This window comes from Bradyrhizobium guangdongense (genome assembly GCF_006483445.1).
Lineage (GTDB): Bacteria > Pseudomonadota > Alphaproteobacteria > Rhizobiales > Xanthobacteraceae > Bradyrhizobium > Bradyrhizobium guangdongense_A.
On the sequence record NZ_PPPT01000261.1, the window covers coordinates 1 to 21521 of the forward strand.

A 21521-nucleotide genomic window follows, 5' to 3' on the forward strand; every position below is an offset into this window, starting at 1 on the left:
GGGCAAGCTGTCAGCTCGCCCGCCTCGCCTTCGTCAGTGGGATGCTGACGTTCGAACGCGGCCCAGCATGAACAGCGCCAGAAGCGCGAACGGCCCAAAGATCAGGGTCGTCCAAAGCCAGGCCTTCGAAGATCGGCCACGGTCGCGCGCCATGTCATAAGCAGCAGGCATACAGGCCATCGCGAGGAGCTGGAAAATCAGCCAATTCGGCATGGGCAACTTCCTGATTGCTGTCTGAGGATAGCATCGCTGGTCCTTCTGTCGGCTTCACTTTCAGTTGTTGGCATTGGCCTTGGCCGAGCAAGGCTGAGGCCCTTGCGCTTCGACAGGCTCGCGCGCGACCAGAACAAGTCAGCCTTCCGCGCGCAGGGCCGACTCGACGCGCTGGATTTGCCGCTCCCGCATCTCAGGCTTGGCCCCGCCGAGCAGCAGGAAGACGCGGACAATCGGCAAATAGGGCTGCATCGCCGCCCTCAGCGTCGCCGGCGTTATGCCGGCCAGCCGCGCATACTCCGCCTGTAGAACCGAACTGATCGGGGCGCGCTCCGGATCGTCGGCATTTTCCGGATCGAGTTCGGCAATCAGGACGTGGCACTGTGCCATCTCGTAGGCGGCGGGCGCGCGCGCCGCGCCGAGCCAGTCGATCAGCCTCGGGCCCTGCGCCGTCATGATCACATTGCTGGGGTGAAGATCGGAATGGCACAGCACGTCATCGTGCCTGAGGTGCTCGATCAACGCGAGGACGCCGTTGATCACGCGCTCTGGAAGCACGCGGCCGGCGAACTGCAATCGGGCCGCCATCGCCTCGTGCAGCGAGAGTGGGCCCGGCGGCGGTCGCGTCCTGTGAACGGCAAGGCACAGCGTCGCAAGGATGGCGCCCGCTTCTTCACGCGTGACGGCGCCGGTGCGTACAGCCTGCGTCAGGGTCGGGCCATCGAACCGCGGCAGCACGATGCCGAAGCGACCGTCCAGGGTGACTTCGCCGAACACCTCCGGCGCCGGGCCGCCGGCGGCGAAGACCGCGCGGGTCATTTGCGCCTCATGCTGGACGACCCATTGCGGGATACCCGGCTTTGACAGCTTGACCACCTGGCCGGGCGCCCAGGCATGGACATCGGCAAAGACGCCCTCGCCGATCTTCTCTCCGAGCGATCCCTGCATGTCCGTTCTCCGCCGTGCCGAGGAAACACCGGCGGCGAGCAAAAAGGAACCCCTTCCGTCGCGGGTGTCGTCGCAGGCGACAGCTTGCTGACCGCGCGAGATCGGATAGGTTGAAGCACAAGGTGAAAATTGTGAGGCTTTCGCATGGATGGAGATAACGCGGATCTGCCGCTCTCGGGAGTCACCGTCGTCTCCCTCGAACAGGCGATCGCAGCGCCTCTCGCCAGCCGGCATCTTGCGGACTGGGGAGCGCGCGTCATCAAGATCGAACGGCCGGGCAACGGAGATTTCTGCCGGGATTACGACCACGTGATGAATGGCATGTCGAGCCAGTTCGTCTGGACCAACAGGTCCAAGGAAAGTCTGGCGATCGACATCAAGAGTCCGCAAGGCAAGGAGGTTCTCGATGCCTTGCTTCCGAAGGCGGATGTCTTTGTCCAGAACCTCGCGCCGGGGGCTGCGGAGCGGCTGGGCCTGGACGCGGCATCGCTGCTGCGGAGATTTCCACGCATCATCGCATGCGACGTTTCAGGCTATGGATCCGGCGGCCCCTACAGCGACAAGAAGGCCTACGATCTCCTGGTCCAGTGCGAGGCCGGCGTGCTCGCGGTGAACGGCACGGAAGCCGAGCCCGCCAAGGTCGGACTGTCCGTCGTGGACATCGCCACCGGCATGTACATTCTCAACGGAGTTTTGATGGCTCTGTACCGCCGCGAGAAGACCGGCAAGGGCACCGCCTTTCAGGCCTCGTTGTTCGATTCGATCGCGGATTGGATGAGTTACCCGGCCTACTATACGCACAGCACGGGACAACCGCTTCCAAGAACCGGAGCGAAGCACGCGACGATCGCGCCGTATGGTCCGTTCCGGGTCGGGGACGGCAAGACGATCTTCTTCGGAATTCAGAACGACAGGGAATGGAGGGCTCTGTGCGCCGTGGTCCTCGGAGATCCCGGCTTCGCGGACCATCCGCATTACCGTACCAATCCGCTCCGCATGCAGAACCGGGACGCGCTGCAGCGACACATCGAGGAGCGGTTCGCGGCCAAGACCAGCGAAGAAACGCTGCGGCTGCTGGACGAGGCTTCGATCGCCAACGCAAAGATGAATTCCGTCGAATCCTTTCTGCAGCACGAACAGCTTCGGAATCGCGGTCGGGTGCGAAGTGTGGAGACCGAGCACGGTCCGGTGATGAGCTTCCTCCCTGCTCTCACCATTCCCGGCTTGTCGCCTCGGATGGATCCCGTGCCGGCGGTCGGACAGCACAATCGATCCATTCTCGACGAGCTTGGCCTTGAACTTGGCCTTGAACTTGGCCTTGGGGAGACGACGTGACGATTCACGATCAGCGCTTGACGCGGGTGTATCTGGCCGTTCCTGCACATCGTTCCGAGATGGTCGCCAAAGCGGCCGTCTCGGCAGCGGATGCGGTCTTCATGGATCTCGAGGACGCCGTCCCCCCGTCCGAAAAGAATGCGGCGTTGGACGCCGCCGTCCGCTCGTTGTCCTCGCTTGATTGGGGCAAGAAGCTCGTCGCGGTGCGCCTGAACGGCATCGACAGCCCATTCATAGAGCGCGAGATCCGCGCATTGGGGGCACTTCCCAGGCTGGATTCCGTGATCGTGCCGAAGGCCGAGCGGGCGAGCGACATCGCGGGGATAGCGGATCGGTTGCGGGCCGCGGCGCCAGATCGCGCGAGGCCGATGGAGCTGGAATTGTTGATCGAAACCGCGTTGGGTCTCGTCAATGTCGACCTGCTCGCCGGCTCTCACGCAAGCGTCGGGGCCCTTCATCTCGGCGTGGGAGATTTCGCGGCCTCGATCGGCGCGCGATCCTCGGAGATCGGAGCTTCGCCAGAAGGGTATCGACACCTGGGATCCGCTCAGAGCGGCTATCCCAGTGTGCCGTTGGACCTCTTCGCCTATCCGATGATGCGCGTGCTGGTGGCGGCGCGGGCGTTCGGTCTGCGTGCCGTCGACGGTCCCTGCGGCGCGTTCCGCGATGCCACGTTGACTGCAAGCAGCGCCCTCAAGGCGGCCGCGATGGGGTTCGACGGCAAGCAGGTGATTCATCCCAGCCAAATCGAACCTACACTGCGTGCCTTCCGGCCATCCGACGACGAACTCGCGCACGCGCGGAGGGTCGTCGAGGCGATGGGAGAGGCCGAGGCGCTCGGCAAGGGCGCGGCGACCCTGGATGGAAAGATGATCGACTACGCCAACGTCCGGATGGCGCGCAGGATCATCAAGCTGGGATCCTAGGCTTTTCGCCCAGAGCGTCATTTCGCGGCTGCGCTAGAATGTCACCGCTTTCGGAGCCCTCCACCAGCTATCGCAGCAGGCCACCATGCGGAGCGAGTGTGACGTACGTCGCAGAGCCCGGTGAAGGACCCCAATATCTGTAGCGGGATCGTTTCCTGGATTGGAAGCACGCCCGTGAAGAACCATTTTCCCCTGCTGGACCCGCTGCGCTTCGCCACGGCCCTCGGCGTCGCCGTTTTTCATCAGATGTTCTGGTCCTGGGCCTGGGTTTCCGTCGGCGTCCCCGGTTTCGAGCGCACTGTCGCCGCCGATGTCATTTACCCGTCCGCCGCGCCCTACACCTGGTTCGGCTGGGTCGGCGTTGAAGTGTTCTTCGTCATTTCCGGGTTCGTGATCGCGAATTCCGCGAGCAAGTCGTCCCCGACGGAATTTCTTCTCGGCCGCGCGCTCCGGCTTTATCCGGCGGTCTGGGTTTGCGCCACCGCGACCCTCCTCGTTCTGGTTCTCTTCGGCAGCGGCAAGGCGTCCGAATTCATCGTGCCCTACATCCACGCCATGACGCTCGTCCCCAAGGGCGTCACGGCGCAATGGCTCGACGGCGTCTATTGGACGCTGGCCGCCGAGGTGGCGTTCTATGGGCTCGTGTTCTGCGCGATGCTGACGAAGAAGGTCACCCTGCGCCACCTGGCTTTCGGCCTCACCATCTACAGCGCCGTCTTCAACGCCGTGGCGTTGCTGGTGCTGTCGTGCACGACACCGTCCGACCTGCCCTATCTCGTGATGCTGATGTTCCGGGTGCCGTGCGCGGCGTTCCTGTTGTCCCATGGCTGCTTCTTTGCGCTGGGCATCTGGCTCTTCATTTCTGCGAACCGGCAACTGACGGCGCTCGAAAGGATCGCCGTCGCCGTCACCGTTATTTCCGGGGCTGCGGAAATCTACTTCTTCGCCTCGTTCTTCCTGACCTCCATAACCGCCATCGCCGACCAATCGGCGCTGGTGCCGATCATGGTGTGGCTGGCGGCGGTGGGCCTCATTGCCTGGTGCGCGAAGCGGAACAGGCGCGCGACGACGACCACGTCGCGTGAGGCGCCGGCTTACTGGCGAACGCTCGGGCTGATCACCTATCCGCTCTATCTCACCCACAACGTCGTCGGCACCGCGATCATTCGTGTACTTGTCGATGCCGGCCTCGATGCCACCATGGCCGTGTGGGTCCAGCTCGGCCTACTCGTCCTGATCTGCTGGTTCATTTGCGCGAAGATCGAGCCGGCCATCAGGTCTGCGATGACGAAGGCCATCGCCTATTTCGGACAGCTTCCGGAACGGCTGCCGGCCTCGAAGCGCCCGCGGTTTTCGCGGGGGCTGGGCCTTCGGCCCGTCCCGGCAAAGTTGGTCGCCAGTTTGCGATAACCGCGACCCTGCTAGACTGGCTTCATGAAGGTCACCAGGAACATGGTGGATGAGGACCTGCGCGGCAGCTATGCCGTCGGGCGGATGGTCGCGAGCTTCTTTCACACGCCATGGTTCTCTCTGCTCGTCTTCCGTCTCAGCGGCGCTGCCCTGCAGGGAAAAAACATCCGAGGCCTTCTCTGCAGCGAGCAACATGTTCCGAGCCGACATGGCGGACCGCCAATTCGTGTGCGACTCTATCGGCCGGCCGCGGCGGCCGGACCGCTGCCGGTCATGCTCTATCTGCACGGCGGCGGTTACGTTTACGGCGTGCCCGAGCAATTCGGCTCTGTCATCGCCGATTTCATCGAGACAGAGCCGTGCATCATCGTCGCGCCGGATTACCGAAAGGCCGTTGAATGGCCGTACCCGGCTGCCTTTAACGACTGCTACGACACGCTGCTCTGGATCAGGGACAATGCGGCCTCGCTCGGCGGACGGTCCGACAAATTCATCGTGGCAGGCCACAGCGCGGGCGGCGGGCTTGCGGCGGCCGTCTCACTGAGGGCGACCGATACCGAGGATGCCAAAATCGCCTTTCAGATGCCGCTCTATCCTATGATCGATGACCGGCAGGACACCGTCTCGGCGATCGATAACGACGCACCCGTATGGGATGAAAAAGCCAACAGGCTGGCATGGTCGCGTTATCTCGATGGCGTCGAGACCGTTCCGCCTTACGCGGCTGCGTCACGCTGCACGGACTTTACGAAGCTGCCGCCGACGATCACCTTCGTCGGCAGCCTCGAGCCATTTCGGGATGAAACGAAAACCTATGTCGAGAACCTTCGCCGGGCCAATATTCCCGTCGCGTTCGAGGTCTTCGACGGCGCCTTTCACGGCTTTGATTTGATGGTGCCGGACGCGCCCATCAGCCAGCGGGCAAACCGGTTTCTGATGGACAACTTCCAAAGGTTTGTCCGGCGCTACTTCCCTTAAGGCTCCACCAATTCCGGCCACGGCACGATGGTCGACTTCACCGTCTTCATCGCCATCGCATCCTTCACCGCCTGCGCGACGCCCTCTTCCGTGAACGGATAGATCGTCTGCATCTTCAGCCACGGATATTTGTGCTGCGTGCGGTAGAGCATGTCGACGCCGAGCGGCAGGTCGTTGGCGGTAAAGCCCCAGGAGCCGAGCACGTTGAGGTCCTTGGTGCAGATGCGGTGCCAGGAGGTCTCGATGGAGCCTGCGTCGGTGAACTGGCCCATCTCGACATAGGTGCCGCCGTCGCGCAGCATCTCGATGCCTTCGGGGCCGGCCGAGGGATGGCCCGAGCAATCCATCACGAGATCGGCGCCAAAGCCGCCGACGATGTCGCGCACCGCCTTGATACGCTCTTGCGGCGATTTCAGCTCCTCGATGTTGACGGTTGCTTCCGCACCGAATTCGCGCGCGAGCTTGAGCCGCGGCTCTTCCGGTGCGCCGACGCAGATCACGCGCCCCGCTCCCATCTCGCGCGCGGCGGCGACCGCGAGGATGCCGATCGGGCCAGACCCCTGGATCACGACGGTGTCGCTCCAGGTGAAGCCTCCAGCGCGCGTGGCGCGGTTGAAGGCGCGGATGCAGGAGGTCAGCGGCTCCGACAATGCGCCGAGCCGCAGCGACATGTCGTCGGGCAGCTTGTAGATTTTCGTGCCCGGCAGCATCTCGAGATCGACATAGACATATTCGGCCCAGCCGCCCCACATGTGCGGTGGCTTGTCGAAGCCAAGATAGCGGCCGTAATAGACCGGCGTCAGGCACTTGTTGGCCGTCAGCGGATAATGGATGCAGTAGTAGCAATGGCCGCACGGCATCAGCGGCGGGATCATCACCTTCGATCCGACCTTCAACGGCTTGCTCATGAAATCTTCGGTGAAGTCAGGCCCGCATTCGACGATGACACCGCCGAGCTCGTGGCCGAGCGTGAACGGCCAGGGCAGCGGCTTTGGCCAGTGACCTTTCAAAATGTGCAGATCGGTGCCGCAGACGCCGCAGGCCCCGATCTTGATCAGCGCCGCCTTCCGGCCGACCTTCGGCCACGGCACGGTGCGGATGACAGGCTCCGATCCCGGCCCGGCATGGGTGCAGACGCGGATTTGCTGCATGGTGTTTCCTCGGCTCGCGCGCTTGTTATGTTTGTTGGGCGCGACATAGCCTATGGGAGGCACTGCACCATGCCAAGCGCTGCGCACGTAGCCCGCATGAAGCGCAATGCGGGAGACGGACCCCGGATTACGCTTGCGCTCCATCCGGGCTACGGACTCCAGGCGCACACAGTTGCGTCAAGACGCTGCAACGGCCGGTAACATCCACAGGTTGACACGCGCCGCTTGGCATCCCACGCTGCAAACGATCTCATGTGCATGAGATGTTGGGGGCAAGGCGTTGCGCAGTCGCTGGGGCATTCTCGCGATCCTGTTCCTGGTGCGCCTGACCATGGCGTTCCAGTTCCAGAGCGTGGCTGCCGTCGCTCCGCTGCTCCAGACGCAGTTCGGCGTCGGCCTTGCCGATATCGGTCTCCTGATCGGCCTCTACTTCACGCCCGGCGTCGTGCTGGCGCTGCCGGGCGGCGCGATCGGCGCGCGGGTCGGCGACAAGCCCACCGCGCTCGCAGCGCTGGCGCTGATGCTGATCGGCAGCCTGATGATGGCGCTGGCGGATGGCTGGAGTCTTCAGGTCGCGGGCCGCCTGGTTGCCGGTATCGGCGGCGTATTGTTGAGCGTGCAGCTCACCAAGATGACCACGGACTGGTTTGCGGGCAAGGAAATCGCAACCGCCATGGGCATCGTCATCAATTCCTGGCCGACGGGAATCGCGCTGTCGCTGGTGATGTTGCCGATCATCGGCACCGCAGGCGGCGTGGAAGCGGTGTTCCTTGCAGTCTGTGCCGTCGTGGTGGTCGGCATCGTGCTGATGCTGTTCTATCGGCCGCCGCCAGTGAGCGGACCGGTGGCCGCCGTGACCGGCGGGCTCGACACGCAGACGGTGTCGGCCGTGATGGTCGCCGGCATGATCTGGGGATTGTTCAACGTCGGCTTCGCCATGATCCTGTCCTTCGGTCCGACGCTCTTGGTCGAGCGCGGCTGGACGGTGGCGGCCGCCGGCTCCGTGATCTCAGTCGCGCTGTGGATCTCGGCCTTCTCGGTGCCGCTCGGCGGCTACCTCGCCGACCGCACGCAGCGCCCCCTCACCCTGCTCGTGGCCGGCAGCTTTGCGCTCGCGATCCTGCTTGCGCTGCTGACGCGGTCGAGCGCGGTGGTGCTGATCGTGGTCGCGCTCGGGATCGTTTCGGGGCAACCGGCGGGGCCGATCATGAGCCTGCCGGCGCGGGTGCTGGCGCCGCAGAACCGCGCCATCGGCATGGGCATCTTCCTCACCGTCTTCTACGCGGCGATGATGCTGGGGCCGGTCGTCGCCGGACGGCTCGCGAGCTGGACCGGCAGTGCGGCCGCCGCCCTCGACCTCGGCGCCGCCGTGGTGCTGGTCTGCCCGCTGCTGCTGTGGCTGTTCGAGCGCATCGCCGCCCGCAAGCCGCAGCCGGCACAAGCTTGAGTGTCCAGCATCTTGGGGGGCTAGACAGTGACACCAGAAGAAATCCGCAACGAGCACCTCAAGCATATCGCCTCCTGGCTCAATACGCTCGGCGCAGCCATCTTTACCGCCGGCTGCTTCGTTCCTGCGGCCCAGTTCATCTTCAATTTGCTACCAACCGGAACCGGTTCGGGCCTTGTTGTCGGGATAGGGGTGGTTTGCTTTGTGGGTGCTTTCGCCCTACATTTAACGGGGCACGTCATTTTGGGAGGTCTGCGATGACCACCTACCAGACAGTCGCACTTTTGGCGCCCCTGGCCGGCGTCGTTGGAGCCATCCTTACCGCATACGTCGCCAAGGTGATCTGGGTAGACCGTCCCCGTCAGGCTGCGGCACTTGACCCAACCGTAGAGATCACCCAGGCCATGCAACGCGCCATCCATGGCAGCGACAGCATCACCGCCCAGACCGAGCGCCTGGTAGAGACCATCCGCCGCTCGCTCCAAAGGACACTCTAAGAGCGAACCGAACATACAAGGTCGCTTTCCGTCCAGTTGGTCAGACTTAACTGGACTAAACCCGGCATCCACTCGCTCGAAGTCCGCTCTAATCGCGACTCGTCCGCACCCTGCTAACGGCACGTTAACCCTGTGCACCTTAGGGTCGTTCGGACTCCGCCCGGGCGGGGGGTCGGGTAGTGAAAATGGCGTTGGCGAACCGAAAATTTCTTCCGGCCACCGAGGAGCGTCGACGCTTCCAGCGGGTGAAGGTGCACCTGCTTGGCCGCTATATGCTGCCGGATCGCCGCGAATTCCCCTGCCAGGTCATCAATATGTCCCCCGGCGGGCTCGCCATGCTGGCCCCCGGCATCGGCAATGTCGGCGACCGCGTGGTGGCCTATCTCGACCATATCGGCCGCGTCGAGGGCAAGATCACAAGGATCATCGACAACGGCTTTGCCATGACGGTGGGCGCGACGCCGCGCAAGCGCGACAAGCTCGCGGCCCAGCTCACCTGGCTCGCCAACCGCGACATCCTCAATCTGCCGGAGGATCGCCGCCACGACCGTATCGTGCCGCGCAACCCGATCGCGGTGCTGACGCTCGAGGACGGCAACAAGATGACCTGCCGCATCATCGACCTGTCGCTGTCGGGCGCTGCGATCGCGGCGGAAAACCGCCCGCCGCTGAAATCGACGGTCTTGCTCGGCCGCGTCCAGGGCCGCGTGGTGCGAAACCTCGAGGACGGCTTCGCGCTGGAGTTCACGCACGAGCAGCCGATCGAGACTCTCGAAGAGAGCGTTACCGCGCGGTAAAGCGCAAAGCCCCGAAAAACCCGGCTGATTTCGCCTTATGACGCGGCCCCCGTACCCCGGGGCCGCGTTTTTCATGTCCGGCCCGCAGCGATTTCGCGGTTAACACGGCGCGCGCGCCGCCGCACAAAGGCAGCATTCGCAGGCTCGGCCGCGTTAATGCCGACAATTTTAGTCAATTGCAGTCATCTCGAATTTTACGCGAATTCTATTCAAGTAAATCTCGAATTCGACGCTCGTTTTACTTGTGTTTGCATCGACTTGACTTGTCTCACTTAGCGGCGACGAAAATCGTTTGTGCGAATTGTGGTCCCAACAAGAAAAACGGGGGCCACGATGTTCGACTTCAGGGGACAGGGGAAAGGGATGGCGTTCGCCGCCGTCCTTTTGGGACTAAGCGCGACGGCGCAGGCCGGTGACAACCGTCTGCTCTATGCGAGCCTCGGCGATGCCACGCGTGCGCCGATCGGCTGGGTCGAGTTCTGTGCTGACAATACTGCCCAATGCCAGGGCGGTCCGTCGCAGCCGCGCGACATCGTGATGTCGCAGACGGCGTGGCGCGATCTCTTGAAGGTCAATCGCTGGGTCAACGAGACCGTGAAGCCTTTGACCGACATGGAGCACTGGGGCGTGATCGAGAAATGGTCGTTGCCGACGGACGGCTACGGCGACTGCGAAGACTACGTGCTGTTGAAGCGCAAGATGCTGATCGATGCCGGCTGGCCGCGCGAGGCCCTGCTCATCACCGTCGTGCGCGACAAGAAGGGCGAAGGACACGCAGTGCTGACGGTCAAGACCGACAAGGGCGAGTTCGTTCTCGACAATCAGAACGAGAACGTCGTCGCCTGGACCGAGACCGGCTACCGCTTCGTCAAGCGGCAGTCGCAGGCGGATCCCAATGTCTGGGTGTCGCTCGGCGACAACCGGCCGGCGGTGTCCACCGCGAGCGCCAAGGATCAGTGAGTCAAGGATCAGTGAGTTAGGAACGAACGGAATCATCGAACGAGTTACGCGACCCGGTCACATCCCCACCCCTCCCCGTCCCAGACCGGTTCGCGCGCGGCCAGCCATCCCCCAATGGCTGGCCGCAACCATTTTGTGACTGCTGTCACGCAAGGTCCTCGGCCAACGAACGATTGCTCGACCGTCGGTTGCGGTGATTAAATCCCGGCCGGGAGGCAGGGATGAACAGAGCGTGGAGCACGGCACGCGAGGATGCGCATTTCATCTTGCGCTGCCTGCGCTACAGGTTTCGGACCGAGCGCCTTCAGCTCGCGACCATCAGCCGCCTCAATCTGAACGGCGCCACGGTGCTCGACATCGGGGCCAACAAGGGCATCTACGCCTTCTGGCTTGCGCGCGCGGTCGGTGCCGGCGGTCGCGTCGTGGCCTTCGAGCCCCAGCCCGAGATGGTCGACTATATCGGCAGGCGCCGGACGCAGTTCGGCTGGCGCAACGTCGAGATCGTCAACCTCGCACTGTCGGACACCAACGGCTCGGCACAACTCTCGCGCCAGCGGGTCGGCGACGGCAGCGCGTCGCTGTCCCGCTCGAACGGCGAGACCATTTCGGTCCCGACGACAAAGCTCGACGATCTCCCGGAAATCGCCGGCGTCAGGTTCATCAAATGCGACGTCGAGGGACACGAGCTGAAGGTGTTTGCCGGCGCCGAACGCACCATCAGGACGCACCGGCCCGTGATCCAGTTCGAGGCGTCGCCGCCGGACAATCGGCGATTGTTCGAATTCTTTGCGGACCTCGGCTATTCAGGCGTCATGCTGCTGGGGCGGCGCTATTTGCCGCCCACCAACCCCGAAGAGATCCCGCATTACAAGCTCGGACTGGCCGGCCACCGGGACTTCCTGTTCTTTCCGCCAGAGGCGATCGGAACGATCATTCCGGCGGATTTGTCGCGCGAGTTCATGCTCGATAGCCGCGCGACAACATGATGTCGCAGACGGCGGGGCCCGATCTGCTCAAGGGACGGCCACGGCGAAGACAGCCATTCCCCAATGGCTGGCCGCAACCATTTTTGGACGGCATGACACACCGCTGTTGACTGATCCGATGCTTGTCTCCTTGGGTAGCGCTGCAGGCCACCACGAGGAGCTGTCATGGCGTCGTTCCGTCCCGTCATCGCGTTGGCACGAGGACTCGAAGTGCTGCGCGTCATCAACCAGCAACGGCAATCGACAGTCGGTTCGCTGCACCGGGCCACAGGCCTCGACAAGGCGACGATCGTCCGCATGCTCGAGACGCTCGAGCACGAAGGCTACGTGGTACGCCGCGAGGAGCCGACCAGCTACGCGCCGACCGGGCGGGCCCTCCTGCTGAGTGCAGGCTATGACGAGCCGACCTGGATCGGCGGCATCGCCGAACCTGTTTTCAGTCGATTCCGCAAGCAGATCCACTGGCCGTCGGATATCGCGGTGCTCGATCAGGAATCGATGGTCATCGCCCACACCACGCGGGTCGATGGCTCACTGCTGTTCAGCCGTCCGCCGGGCTTCCGCTTTCCCATTCTGGGCACCTCGATGGGACGCGCCTATCTCGCCTTCTGCGAGCCGGCCGAGCAGGAGCGCATCATCTCCCGCCTGGCCAGGAGTCCCGAGCCGTGGAACGATCTGGCGCGCAACCCGCGCAGGCTTGCCAAGGTGCTGGCAGCTATCCGGAAAGCCGGGTTTGCGGTCATGGACGAAACCTACAGCCGTCGCGTGTTCGGCGGCGCGGTGTGGGCGCTCGGCGTTCCCGTCATCGGCAACGGCAGGCTGTTCGCCAGCATGAACGTCATGATGCTCCGGGAGGCGGTCAACCTGGAACAGGGCATTCGCCGGTTTGTGCCTCCGATGAAGAAACTCGCCGCCACGCTCGCCGACGCGCTCGACAGCAAGCTCAGTGCGCGCAGCGCCGTCGCCACGGGTCGGCCATAGCGCCCTTCATTTCACTCCTTGAAATGGAATTTCTATTTGTTGACGCCTCCCCTCAGCGCGTGTGACGGTCCGCGCGGCTGCCCGCCGGGCCGCCCAATGCCAAGGACATGGGGAGGACAATGTGCGGTTCTGCGCCGGAATTCGTTGCGCCATCGGTGCTGCTCTTGCGTGCCTGACGCTGATCGCGACCGAGCGGGCATCGGCGGAGGCATGGCCGATCCGGCCGATCAAGATCGTGGTATCCACCCCGGCCGGCGGCATCACCGATGCCTTCGCCCGTGCCTACGGCGACTACATCTCTCAAAAGCTCGGCCAACCGGTCATCGTCGAGAACAAGACGGGGGCGAGCGGTGCGCTGGCAGCGCAACTCGTCAAGGACGCACCGGCAGACGGCTACACGCTGATGTACACGATCTCGTCCACGCTGCTCGGCAACCGGCTGCTGCTGAAGTCGCTGGCCTATGATCCGGACAAGGATTTCGCCATCGTCGCGCTGACGCCATCGGGACATCTGCCGCTGGTGGCCCATTCCGCCACCGGCGCAAAGACAATCGAAGACCTGGTCGCCTATGCGCGCCGCAACAAGGTCACGGCCGGCTCCTACGGCATCGGTTCGTTCGCGCACATCGCGATCGCCGAGCTCAACCGGCAGTTCGGCCTCGACATATCCATCGTGCAGTATCGCGGCGAAGCGCCGATGTGGCAGGATCTTGCAGCCGGGGTCATCCAACTGGCGACCGGCAGCTATCAGGCCGCGCTTCCGGTGCTCGAGACCGGCGTTGGCCAGGCGATCGCGGTCCCGACGCCTTTGCGAATGAAGAAGCTGCCGGAGACAAGGACCTTCGTCGAGCAAGGCGTCAACGGCAAGGTGTTCCAGCTGATCAGCTTCACTACGCTGGTGGCTCCCGCCGCGACCCCGACCGACCGGATCGAGCTGCTTGCCAAGCTCATGGTGGAAGCGGGCAAGACGGAACGCGTGCAGAAGCTGCTCGACGCCTTCGGCGTCGACACGCCGGCCATGGATCGCGCCTCCTCCATTGCGCTCTACCAAAAGGAAGGGCCGGTCTGGCTCGATGCGATCAAGAGCCTGGGCCTGGAGCCGCAATAGAAGTCCGGCCGGCGCCTTCTCAATCGGCGTCCGCCCTCGTCACTTCGGCAGGGAGTTCTTGTAGACCTTGCCGCCCTTCATGATCACCACAAAATTCTTCGCGGGATCCGCGACGAGATTCAAGTTCTCGAGCGGATTGCCGTCGACCAGCAGAAGATCGGCGTACGCGCCCTCGTCGACGACACCGAGCTTGCCGGGATAGGGATTGCGCAGGCCGGACAAGGCCATCAATTCCGCATTGGTCGACGTCGCCATGGCGAGCGCTTCGGCCGGCGTGTACCAGCGCGTGAGCGCGGCCAGCATGGCGCCCTGCTTTTCGGCCAGCGCCTTCGAGAACAGCACGTCGGTGCCAAACGCGGTCTTGATGCGATATTTCTTCGCCAGCTCATAGACGCGATCGGTGCCGGTGACCACCTGCCGCAACTTGTCCTGCTCCGCCGGCCCGAGGCCGGCACCCATGGACATATCGAGGAACGGCTGCGTGCTGAGCCAGACCCCCTTCTCCGCGATCAACTTCGCCGAGGCCTCGTCCATGAGATGACCATGCTCAATGCATTTCACCCCAGCTGCGATCGAGCGCTGGACCGCGACCGATGTATAGGCGTGCGTGGCGACATAGGTGCCCCAGTTGTCGGCGGCCTCGACTGCCGCGCGCAGCTCGGGCTCGGTGAAGGTCGAGACATCGAGCGGGCTGAACGGCGACGCAACGCCACCGCCGGCTGTGAGCTTGACCTGCGAGGCGCCCTGCATGAGCTGCTCACGCGAGCGCACGCGAACCTCGTCGGGACTGTCGGCGACCATGCTCCCGCCGATACGTTCCATGCGGCTGAGCATCCCGCCGATGGTGCGCGGAAGATCGGAAAGCTGCCGGAAGTCGCCATGGCCGCTCGTGACGGTGATGATGGCGCCGGATGGGTAGATTCGGGGACCGGCGACGAGGTCCTCGTCGATGGCCTGCTTGAGCCCGAAAGCAGGGCCGCCCATGTCGCGCACCGTCGTGAAGCCCCGCATCAGCGTCGCGGTCGCCTCACTGGCGGCGAGCAGATTGTTGTAGCCGATGTCGCCTGCGAGAGCGGCCATCGGCGACGGACGCACCAGCATCGTATGCCAATGCGCGTCGATCAGCCCGGGCATCAGCACGCGGCCGCCGCCGCTGATCGCTGTCCCGTCGGCCGCGATGTCAGAGGTCGAGATTTTCTCGATCTTGCCGTTCCTGACCAGGACGTTGGACGGCGCCGAGAGCGCGGCACCCTTTCCGTCAAAAATCCGGACGTTGCGGAACAGGACGCTCGCGTCCTGTTGGGCCTGCGCTGAGGCCGGACTTTCGAACATCATTCCGATCGATGCCAACAGCGCAGCAAAACCGATCAGCCCGGTCCGCGAATTCAATTCCGACATGCTCAATCTCCCCGATGCAATGGGACACAGGCAATGCGCACTTGATCCCTGGGGGAATGGAGAGTCAATTTTCAACCCTAGGGCGATTCTGCAGTACTGCCATACGACTCCGCAGCAGATGCAATGACTGCGGCATTTCAGCAGGAAAAACCGGCATCTGCGTAAGTGCTGCTGTCGCGTTTGTATCGATCTTGAATCGAAAGGCAGATATCACGCGAGACGCATAGTCAACGCCAGATTGCAATCACACTGGACGAGAGTACGATCGCGCGGCCTGCGCAACAGGAGATCACGGGGCAGCGCGAGAGATTTGCAGGCAGCCTGCCCTCAAGTGACGAGGCGCAACATGGTGGCACATGCGAGCGACGGACCCGTCCTGCTGGGCAAAAAGCTCGGCGGACTCTTTGCAATCATCATTGGATGCATACTGACCGCTCTCGGCCTGACCTTCGAATCCGGCGGCACGACGACCATCGGCGTGATTTTCCTCGCGCTCGGAGCGGTGCTTCTCGTGCTGAAGATCATCAGGCGAAACGAGGGATCTTCGCTGCCGTAGCAGCAGACGCGGCGCGGTGTTAAGCCCCAAGCACGTCGGCAAGCCGCAGTTCGTCCGCTGTTGCTTCCTTCAGGAACAATTCTGCCTCGATCTCCAGGAGATGCGAGAGCATCAACGCGCGCGCCTTCGCCTTGTCCTTCTTTCTGATCGCAGTGACGATCTCGGCGTGATGGTTGGTGCCGCAGGCCGGCGTGTCGTGACGGCGGTAGAGCAGGATGATGAGCGAGGAGCGCGCGATCAGCTCCTTGAGGAAGCCGGCATAGATGCTGTGGCCGGCCATCTCGGCGACGAGCCGGTGGAATTCTCCTGACAGCCGCACCGAAGCGCGGGCGTCACCGCGCTGTTCGGCCTCGCGCTCCTCGGCGAGATGTTGCTGGAGACGGTCGAGCCAGTCCGACGACACCGCATCGATGGCGTGATCGACGATCGAGGGCTCGATCAGGCGCCGCGCCTCGAACACCTGGCGGGCATCGGCCGGCGTCGGCCGCGCCACGAACGCGCCGCGGTTCTTCTCGATGGACACGATGCCTTCATGCGCAAGCTGCTGCAGCGCGGTGCGCACCAATGTGCGGCTTGCGCCATAGATCTCGCCGATCTCGTCCTCGCCGAGCTTGGTCCCCGGCAGCAGCCGATGCTCAAGGATCGCCGTGGTCACGCCTTCCCGGATACGGCTGACGCGGTCGCTGCCCTGGTCGGGCGCAATCGCGGGCTCGGATTTCGGGTGGGCTTTGGCGGCCATTCTCTTGGGCTCGATCGTCGGACTCACCGGCAAGGGTAGTCGAGCTGCCGTATCCAATGACAGGCGAAAGATTATACAATCCCTGCCGATTTTGTGTGCATATAGTTGAGGCAGGACGCGCAGCCGACGATCAAGATCGGCGGACTTGGAGCTAACGATCTGACTTTGCTGGATCATCTTTGGAGATCCGCCCGCGCAACCCGGTTGGCATGACCCTCGCAGAGAGCAGCGGGCGTCTGCCTTGTCCCAGGAAAGTCCATGGCCCTCCCCGCCGCCCTCGAACTGGTCGCCGTCACCAAGCGCTATGACACCACGCTGGCGGTCGATGCCGTCAATCTGAAGATTCCGGCCGGCACCTATTGCTGCCTGCTCGGCCCCTCCGGCTGCGGCAAGACCTCGACGTTGCGCATGATCGCGGGCCACGAGGCGGTCAGCGCGGGCGACATCATTCTCGGCGCGCAGAACGTCACCGACCTGCCGCCGGCCGAGCGCGGCACGGCGATGATGTTCCAGTCCTACGCGCTGTTTCCGCATCTCAGCGTGATCGACAACGTCGCCTTTGCGCTGAAGATGCGCGGCGTCGACAAGCCGACGCGCCACAAGCGCGCCGGCGAGCTGCTCGAACTGGTGGCGATGAGCCAATATGCCGGCCGCCTGCCGGCGCAGCTCTCCGGCGGCCAGCAGCAACGCGTCGCGCTCGCGCGTGCCCTCATCACCGAGCCGCAGATCCTCCTGCTCGACGAGCCGCTGTCCGCGCTCGATCCGTTCCTGCGGGTCAGGATGCGCGGCGAGTTGAAGCGGCTGCAGCGCGAGCTCGGCATCAGCTTCATCCAGGTCACCCATGGCCAGGAAGAGGCGATGGCGCTCGCCGACCACATCGTGGTGATGAACCAGGGCAAGATCGAGCAGCAGGGCACCGCGCGCGAGATCTTCCATCATCCCCGCACCGAATTCGTGGCGCGCTTCATCGGCGGACACAACGTGCTCAGCGACGCCGGCAAGCTCATCGCCGTGCGCGCCGATCAACTCGGCATCGTGCCGTTCGTTGACGGCGCGTATGGCGCACCGGCGCTGCTGACCCAGACCGAATATCAGGGCTCCTACATCGCGGTGTCACTGACACTCGACGACGGCACCGCCCTGTTCTCCCACCTCCCCGAGGCCACCTTCGACGTCCACCCGTTCCGTCCGGGCGATCGCGTGCTGGCCACCTGGGATCCTGCCAAGGCGCAACGCCTGCAATAGCGCCCCATCGTTCGTGAAAATGCGCAACAGAGGAGTGGACTGACATGACCGAGACGACCAGAAAGAAGGGCCTCAGCCGCCGTACGCTCTTGAAGGGCACCGCGGGTCTGGCGGGCCTTGCCGCCGGCTCCGGCGCCATCACCGGCTTCCCCTATGTGATGTCGGCCGATCCGAAGGTGCTGCGCTATCTCGGCACCGCCGTGAACGAAGGCGACGACATCTCGAAGCAGTGCCTGAAGGACACCGGCATCAAGATCGAGTACATCACCGCCACCACCGACGATGTCACCAAGCGCGTGATGACCCAGCCGAACTCCTTCGACGTGCTGGACACCGAATATTTTTCGCTGAAGAAGCTGGTGCCGTCGGGCAACATCCTCGCGCTCGACGCCAAGAAGATCAAGGAGTTCGACAACATCACGCCCGTCTTCACCAAGGGCATGACGCCCGGCGGCAAGAAGATCGGCAATCAGGGCACCGCGCCGTGGAAGGTGCTGTATCTCGAAGGCAAGGACTCCAAGAAGTTCGCGACGTCGGCCACCGAGTTCGTCACGCTGATCCCGACCGTCTACAACGCCGACACGCTCGGCATCCGTCCCGACCTCATCAAGCGTCCGATCTCGTCCTGGGCCGAGCTGCTCAACCCCGAATTCAAGGGCAAGGCCTCGATCCTCAACATTCCCTCGATCGGCATCATGGACGCCGCGATGGTCGTCGAAGCCACCGGCAAATACAAATATGCCGACAAGGGCAACATGACCAAGGAAGAGATCGATCTCACCATGAAGGTGCTGACCGAGGCCAAGAAGGCCGGGCAGTTCCGCGCGTTCTGGAAGGACTTCAACGAGAGCGTCAACCTGATGGCCGCGGGCGAGACCGTCATCCAGTCGATGTGGTCGCCGGCCGTGACCAAGGTGCGCTCGATGGGCATCCCCTGCACCTTCCAGCCGCTGAAGGAAGGCTATCGCTCCTGGGCTTCGGGCTTCTGCGTCTCCAAGGGCGTGTCGGGTGCCAAGCTCGAATGGGCCTATGAGTTCGTCAACTGGTTCCTGTCCGGCTATGCCGGCGCCTATCTCAACCGCCAGGGCTACTACTCGGCCGTGCTCTCCACCGCGAAAGCGAACATGGAGCCCTACGAGTGGGCCTACTGGATGGAAGGCAAGCCTGCCGAGAAGGACATCAAGGCGCCCGACGGCGCGCTGCTCGAGAAGGCCGGCGCGGTGCGCGATGGCGGCTCCTACGAGGACCGCATGGGCGGCGTCGCCTGCTGGAACGCCGTGATGGACGAGAACGACTACATGGTCCGCAAATGGAATGAGTTCATCGCTGCGTGATGACCACTTCGGATGAAATACTGCAGGAGGGATCCCCGGGCGTGACCCGGGGATCGCCGGCGCGCGCGTCTTTGAGGCCGCGCCTGTCGCCCTCTGTCATCTCCTGGCTTCAGGCCGGGCCGATGATGCTGGTGTTTCTCGCCTTCTTCCTGATCCCGCTGGTGTTCGTGCTGATCGTGTCCTTCTGGGACTACAACGAATACCAGTTGCTGCCGGCGTTCTCCGGCCGCGGCTACACCGACACGTTCGAAGGCTGCATCGACAAGCTGCCCGAGCTCTGCACGATCGGCCGCACCTATCTGATGACGCTGAAGCTGTGCTTCATGGTCTGGGCGATCACGCTGTTCATCGGTTTCTGGGTCGCCTATTTCCTCGCCTTCCACGTCAAGTCCAAGACCTGGCAGATGGGGTTGTCGCTGCTCTGCACGATCCCGTTCTGGACCTCCAACGTCATCCGCATGATCGCCTGGATTCCGCTGCTCGGGCGCAATGGCCTGGTGAATTCCGGCCTGGTCAAGACGGGGCTGATCAATCACCCCGTGGAATGGCTGCTGTTCTCCGAATTCTCGGTGGTGCTGGCGCTGGTCCACCTCTTCACCTTCTTCATGGTGGTGCCGATCTTCAATTCGATGGTGCGCATCGACAAGTCGCTGATCGAGGCCGCCTATGATGCCGGCGCGTCCGGCTTCCAGACGCTGGTCAACGTCATCATTCCGCTCGCCAAGCCCGGCATCGTGATCGGCTCGATCTTCGTCATCACCATCGTGATGGGCGACTTCATCACCATCGGCGTGATGGGGGGACAGCAGATCGCCGCCGCCGGCAAGATCATCGAGACACGGGTCAACGCGCTGCAATTCCCGGCCGCGGCCGCCAATGCCGTGATCCTGCTCGTCATCACCTTCCTGATCATCACCATGATGTCGCGTATCGTCGACATCAAGAAGGAGCTGTGATGAAGGAGGGACGTCCGCGCAGCTTCTACGTGCTCGCGATCTTCTTCGCGGCCTATGTGCTGTTTCTCTACGGCCCGATGATCGCGATCTACATCCTGTCGTTCCAGGGACCGTCGGGCGGCCTCACCTTCCCGATGAACGGCGTGTCGACCTACTGGATCGCAAAGCTGTTCCAGGGCACCGGCATCGTCGATCTCGGCGCGGCCTTCCGCCGCTCATTGCTGCTCGGCATCATCGTGATGATCGTCACCGTGGTGCTGTCGGTCGCCGCCGGCATGGCGTTCCGCCGGAAGTTCAAGGCGCAGAGCATCCTGTTCTACTCCGCGATCGCGAGCCTCATCGTGCCCTCGATCATCACCTCGCTCGGCATCTCCCTTGAATTCCGCATCATCGACGATCTGATCAAGGCGCACTTTCACGAGAATTTCGAGACCTCGATGGGGCTGCTGACGTCGGGGCTCGGCGCGCATCTGACCTGGACGCTGCCGTTCGGCCTGCTCATCATGTTTGCGATCTTCAACCGGTTCGATCCGCGCCTCGAGGAAGCCGCGCGCGATCTCGGTGCGACGCCATGGCAAACCTTTCGCCACGTCGTGCTGCCGATCATCCTGCCCTCCGTGATCGGCATCGGCCTGTTCGGCTTCACGCTGTCCTGGGACGAGCTCGCGCGCTCGAGCCAGGCGATCGGCGCGGTGAATACGTTGCCGCTCGATCTCCAGGGCCTCACCACGACGGTGACGAACCCCGACATCTATGCGCTCGGCACCGTGATCTCGGCCGTCTCCTTCACGGTGATCACCCTTGCGCTCGGCACCATCCACGTGCTGAACAAGCGGCAGGCGGCCAAAGGCTCGGACGCCGGCAAAGGGCTCGTTTAACCGCGATGCGGCTGCACATCGTCAACCCCAACACGACTGTCACGATGACGGCGAAGATCGCCGCTGCCGCGCGAGCCGTTGCGCTATCAGACACCGTGATCGATGCGCGCGAGCCCGACATGGGCCCGGTCTCGATCGAAGGTTTTTACGACGAAGCCTTTGCGGTGCCGGGCATGCTCGGCTGCATCAGGGAGGCCGACCGCGATGGCGCGCAAGCCCACATCATCGCCTGCTTCGACGACACCGGCCTCGACGCTGCGCGGGCGATCGCGAAGGCGCCAGTCATCGGCATTGGAGAGGCCGCCTTCCACATGGCGAGCCTGGTCGCGGCGCGATTTGCCGTGGTCACGACGCTCGGCGTCTCCATCGTGCCGATCGAGCACAATCTCGCAAAGTACGGCCTCCTCGCCCGTTGCGCGCGCGTCCGCGCAGCGGAAGTGGCGGTGCTCGCACTCGAAGAGCGCAACGCCGATGCGCTCGGCAAAATCTCCGGCGAGATCACGGCTGCGATCCGCGACGACCGGGCCGAGGCCATCGTGCTCGGCTGCGCCGGCATGGCCGATCTTGCCGGCGAGCTCTCGGCGAGCCACGGCCTCCCCGTGGTCGACGGCGTCGCTGCGGCGGTGACGCTGGCCGAAGGGCTGGTGCGGCTGGGCCTTAAGACCTCCCGGCTTGGGC

23 protein-coding genes are annotated in these 21521 nt (G+C 63.7%); 18 read left to right on the forward strand and 5 right to left on the reverse strand.

Annotation, left to right across the window (positions count from 1 at the left end):
* Positions 1-33 precede the first annotated feature (33 nt).
* Complete coding sequence (locus C2U70_RS30855) at positions 34-213, reverse strand: hypothetical protein (RefSeq protein ID WP_140982405.1); 180 nt, start codon at positions 211-213, stop codon at positions 34-36.
* Between the two features lie 138 nt (positions 214-351).
* Entirely contained in the window at positions 352-1161 is an 810-nt protein-coding gene (locus C2U70_RS30860; protein WP_140982406.1) for a phosphotransferase, read from the reverse strand.
* Between the two features lie 144 nt (positions 1162-1305).
* Between C2U70_RS30860 and C2U70_RS30865 the strand changes: the two genes are divergently transcribed.
* The 4 genes from C2U70_RS30865 to C2U70_RS30880 all read left to right on the forward strand — a co-directional run bounded on the left by C2U70_RS30865 (position 1306) and on the right by C2U70_RS30880 (position 5810).
* Entirely contained in the window at positions 1306-2496 is a 1191-nt protein-coding gene (locus C2U70_RS30865; RefSeq protein ID WP_140982407.1) for a CaiB/BaiF CoA transferase family protein, read from the forward strand.
* Positions 2493-3422 (forward strand): HpcH/HpaI aldolase/citrate lyase family protein, encoded by a 930-nt coding sequence (locus tag C2U70_RS30870; protein WP_246666910.1) that lies wholly within the window; start codon positions 2493-2495, stop codon positions 3420-3422. Before C2U70_RS30865 ends, C2U70_RS30870 begins: the two co-directional genes overlap by 4 nt.
* A 174-nt stretch (positions 3423-3596) precedes the next feature.
* On the forward strand, positions 3597-4832 hold the full coding sequence (locus C2U70_RS30875) for an acyltransferase family protein (protein ID WP_140982408.1): 1236 nt from the start codon (positions 3597-3599) through the stop codon (positions 4830-4832).
* A gap of 24 nt (positions 4833-4856) precedes the next feature.
* Positions 4857-5810 (forward strand): alpha/beta hydrolase, encoded by a 954-nt coding sequence (locus C2U70_RS30880; RefSeq protein ID WP_210243924.1) that lies wholly within the window; start codon positions 4857-4859, stop codon positions 5808-5810.
* On the opposite strand, the gene C2U70_RS30885 is transcribed toward C2U70_RS30880, so the two are convergent.
* Positions 5807-6961 (reverse strand): zinc-binding dehydrogenase, encoded by a 1155-nt coding sequence (locus C2U70_RS30885; protein ID WP_140982409.1) that lies wholly within the window; start codon positions 6959-6961, stop codon positions 5807-5809. The genes C2U70_RS30880 and C2U70_RS30885 overlap by 4 nt on opposite strands.
* A gap of 280 nt (positions 6962-7241) precedes the next feature.
* On the opposite strand from C2U70_RS30885, the gene C2U70_RS30890 reads away from it, so the two are divergent.
* From C2U70_RS30890 to C2U70_RS30925, 8 genes are all read left to right on the forward strand, one after another.
* Positions 7242-8408, forward strand: a complete 1167-nt coding sequence (locus tag C2U70_RS30890; protein WP_140982410.1) for an MFS transporter — start codon at positions 7242-7244, stop codon at positions 8406-8408.
* Between the two features lie 27 nt (positions 8409-8435).
* Positions 8436-8669 carry a hypothetical protein gene (locus C2U70_RS30895; RefSeq protein ID WP_140982411.1) on the forward strand — a complete coding sequence of 78 codons (234 nt, stop codon included), beginning with the start codon at positions 8436-8438 and terminating at the stop codon, positions 8667-8669.
* Positions 8666-8905: a hypothetical protein gene (locus tag C2U70_RS30900; RefSeq protein ID WP_140982412.1), complete on the forward strand. Its 240-nt coding sequence runs from the start codon at positions 8666-8668 to the stop codon at positions 8903-8905. Before C2U70_RS30895 ends, C2U70_RS30900 begins: the two co-directional genes overlap by 4 nt.
* 185 nt (positions 8906-9090) lie before the next feature.
* Positions 9091-9702, forward strand: coding sequence for a PilZ domain-containing protein (locus C2U70_RS30905; RefSeq protein WP_140982413.1), 612 nt, complete (start codon positions 9091-9093; stop codon positions 9700-9702).
* Between the two features lie 333 nt (positions 9703-10035).
* On the forward strand, positions 10036-10662 hold the full coding sequence (locus tag C2U70_RS30910; RefSeq protein WP_140982414.1) for a transglutaminase-like cysteine peptidase: 627 nt from the start codon (positions 10036-10038) through the stop codon (positions 10660-10662).
* Between the two features lie 221 nt (positions 10663-10883).
* Positions 10884-11648: an FkbM family methyltransferase gene (locus C2U70_RS30915; protein WP_140982415.1), complete on the forward strand. Its 765-nt coding sequence runs from the start codon at positions 10884-10886 to the stop codon at positions 11646-11648.
* A 165-nt stretch (positions 11649-11813) separates the two neighbouring features.
* A complete protein-coding gene (locus C2U70_RS30920) occupies positions 11814-12629 on the forward strand; it encodes a helix-turn-helix domain-containing protein (protein WP_140982416.1) in 816 nt (271 codons plus the stop codon).
* Between the two features lie 121 nt (positions 12630-12750).
* Positions 12751-13737 carry a Bug family tripartite tricarboxylate transporter substrate binding protein gene (locus tag C2U70_RS30925; RefSeq protein WP_246666911.1) on the forward strand — a complete coding sequence of 329 codons (987 nt, stop codon included), beginning with the start codon at positions 12751-12753 and terminating at the stop codon, positions 13735-13737.
* A 39-nt stretch (positions 13738-13776) separates the two neighbouring features.
* Here C2U70_RS30925 and C2U70_RS30930 read toward each other — a convergent pair whose 3' ends face one another.
* Positions 13777-15135, reverse strand: a complete 1359-nt coding sequence (locus C2U70_RS30930) for a metal-dependent hydrolase family protein (protein ID WP_140982417.1) — start codon at positions 15133-15135, stop codon at positions 13777-13779.
* Between the two features lie 346 nt (positions 15136-15481).
* Between C2U70_RS30930 and C2U70_RS30935 the strand changes: the two genes are divergently transcribed.
* Positions 15482-15691, forward strand: a complete 210-nt coding sequence (locus tag C2U70_RS30935) for a hypothetical protein (RefSeq protein ID WP_186294579.1) — start codon at positions 15482-15484, stop codon at positions 15689-15691.
* A 19-nt stretch (positions 15692-15710) separates the two neighbouring features.
* Here C2U70_RS30935 and C2U70_RS30940 read toward each other — a convergent pair whose 3' ends face one another.
* Positions 15711-16430, reverse strand: coding sequence for a GntR family transcriptional regulator (locus C2U70_RS30940; RefSeq protein ID WP_140982418.1), 720 nt, complete (start codon positions 16428-16430; stop codon positions 15711-15713).
* 258 nt (positions 16431-16688) lie between these two features.
* Between C2U70_RS30940 and C2U70_RS30945 the strand changes: the two genes are divergently transcribed.
* The 5 genes from C2U70_RS30945 to C2U70_RS30965 all read left to right on the forward strand — a co-directional run.
* A complete protein-coding gene (locus tag C2U70_RS30945) occupies positions 16689-17675 on the forward strand; it encodes an ABC transporter ATP-binding protein (protein ID WP_140982419.1) in 987 nt (328 codons plus the stop codon).
* 44 nt (positions 17676-17719) lie between these two features.
* Entirely contained in the window at positions 17720-19009 is a 1290-nt protein-coding gene (locus tag C2U70_RS30950; protein ID WP_140982420.1) for an ABC transporter substrate-binding protein, read from the forward strand.
* Positions 19009-19965, forward strand: a complete 957-nt coding sequence (locus C2U70_RS30955; protein WP_140982427.1) for an ABC transporter permease — start codon at positions 19009-19011, stop codon at positions 19963-19965. The genes C2U70_RS30950 and C2U70_RS30955 overlap by 1 nt, the downstream gene beginning before the upstream one ends.
* Positions 19965-20843, forward strand: coding sequence for an ABC transporter permease (locus C2U70_RS30960; protein ID WP_140982421.1), 879 nt, complete (start codon positions 19965-19967; stop codon positions 20841-20843). Before C2U70_RS30955 ends, C2U70_RS30960 begins: the two co-directional genes overlap by 1 nt.
* 5 nt (positions 20844-20848) lie before the next feature.
* The coding region (locus tag C2U70_RS30965; RefSeq protein WP_140982422.1) for an aspartate/glutamate racemase family protein at positions 20849-21521 on the forward strand (673 nt) is incomplete at its 3' end.

What these genes read in the sequence shown, in the direction of transcription:
- C2U70_RS30855 (WP_140982405.1), bottom strand. Translation starts at nt 213, where the DNA reads ATGCCGAATTGGCTGATTTTCCAGCTCCTCGCGATGGCCTGTATGCCT.
- C2U70_RS30860 (WP_140982406.1), bottom strand. Translation starts at nt 1,161, where the DNA reads ATGCAGGGATCGCTCGGAGAGAAGATCGGCGAGGGCGTCTTTGCCGAT.
- C2U70_RS30865 (WP_140982407.1), top strand. Translation starts at nt 1,306, where the DNA reads ATGGATGGAGATAACGCGGATCTGCCGCTCTCGGGAGTCACCGTCGTC.
- C2U70_RS30880 (WP_210243924.1), top strand. Translation starts at nt 4,857, where the DNA reads ATGAAGGTCACCAGGAACATGGTGGATGAGGACCTGCGCGGCAGCTAT.
- C2U70_RS30885 (WP_140982409.1), bottom strand. Translation starts at nt 6,961, where the DNA reads ATGCAGCAAATCCGCGTCTGCACCCATGCCGGGCCGGGATCGGAGCCT.
- C2U70_RS30900 (WP_140982412.1), top strand. Translation starts at nt 8,666, where the DNA reads ATGACCACCTACCAGACAGTCGCACTTTTGGCGCCCCTGGCCGGCGTC.
- C2U70_RS30905 (WP_140982413.1), top strand. Translation starts at nt 9,091, where the DNA reads ATGGCGTTGGCGAACCGAAAATTTCTTCCGGCCACCGAGGAGCGTCGA.
- C2U70_RS30910 (WP_140982414.1), top strand. Translation starts at nt 10,036, where the DNA reads ATGTTCGACTTCAGGGGACAGGGGAAAGGGATGGCGTTCGCCGCCGTC.
- C2U70_RS30915 (WP_140982415.1), top strand. Translation starts at nt 10,884, where the DNA reads ATGAACAGAGCGTGGAGCACGGCACGCGAGGATGCGCATTTCATCTTG.
- C2U70_RS30920 (WP_140982416.1), top strand. Translation starts at nt 11,814, where the DNA reads ATGGCGTCGTTCCGTCCCGTCATCGCGTTGGCACGAGGACTCGAAGTG.
- C2U70_RS30930 (WP_140982417.1), bottom strand. Translation starts at nt 15,135, where the DNA reads ATGTCGGAATTGAATTCGCGGACCGGGCTGATCGGTTTTGCTGCGCTG.
- C2U70_RS30935 (WP_186294579.1), top strand. Translation starts at nt 15,482, where the DNA reads ATGGTGGCACATGCGAGCGACGGACCCGTCCTGCTGGGCAAAAAGCTC.
- C2U70_RS30940 (WP_140982418.1), bottom strand. Translation starts at nt 16,430, where the DNA reads ATGGCCGCCAAAGCCCACCCGAAATCCGAGCCCGCGATTGCGCCCGAC.
- C2U70_RS30945 (WP_140982419.1), top strand. Translation starts at nt 16,689, where the DNA reads ATGGCCCTCCCCGCCGCCCTCGAACTGGTCGCCGTCACCAAGCGCTAT.
- C2U70_RS30950 (WP_140982420.1), top strand. Translation starts at nt 17,720, where the DNA reads ATGACCGAGACGACCAGAAAGAAGGGCCTCAGCCGCCGTACGCTCTTG.
- C2U70_RS30955 (WP_140982427.1), top strand. Translation starts at nt 19,009, where the DNA reads ATGACCACTTCGGATGAAATACTGCAGGAGGGATCCCCGGGCGTGACC.
- C2U70_RS30960 (WP_140982421.1), top strand. Translation starts at nt 19,965, where the DNA reads ATGAAGGAGGGACGTCCGCGCAGCTTCTACGTGCTCGCGATCTTCTTC.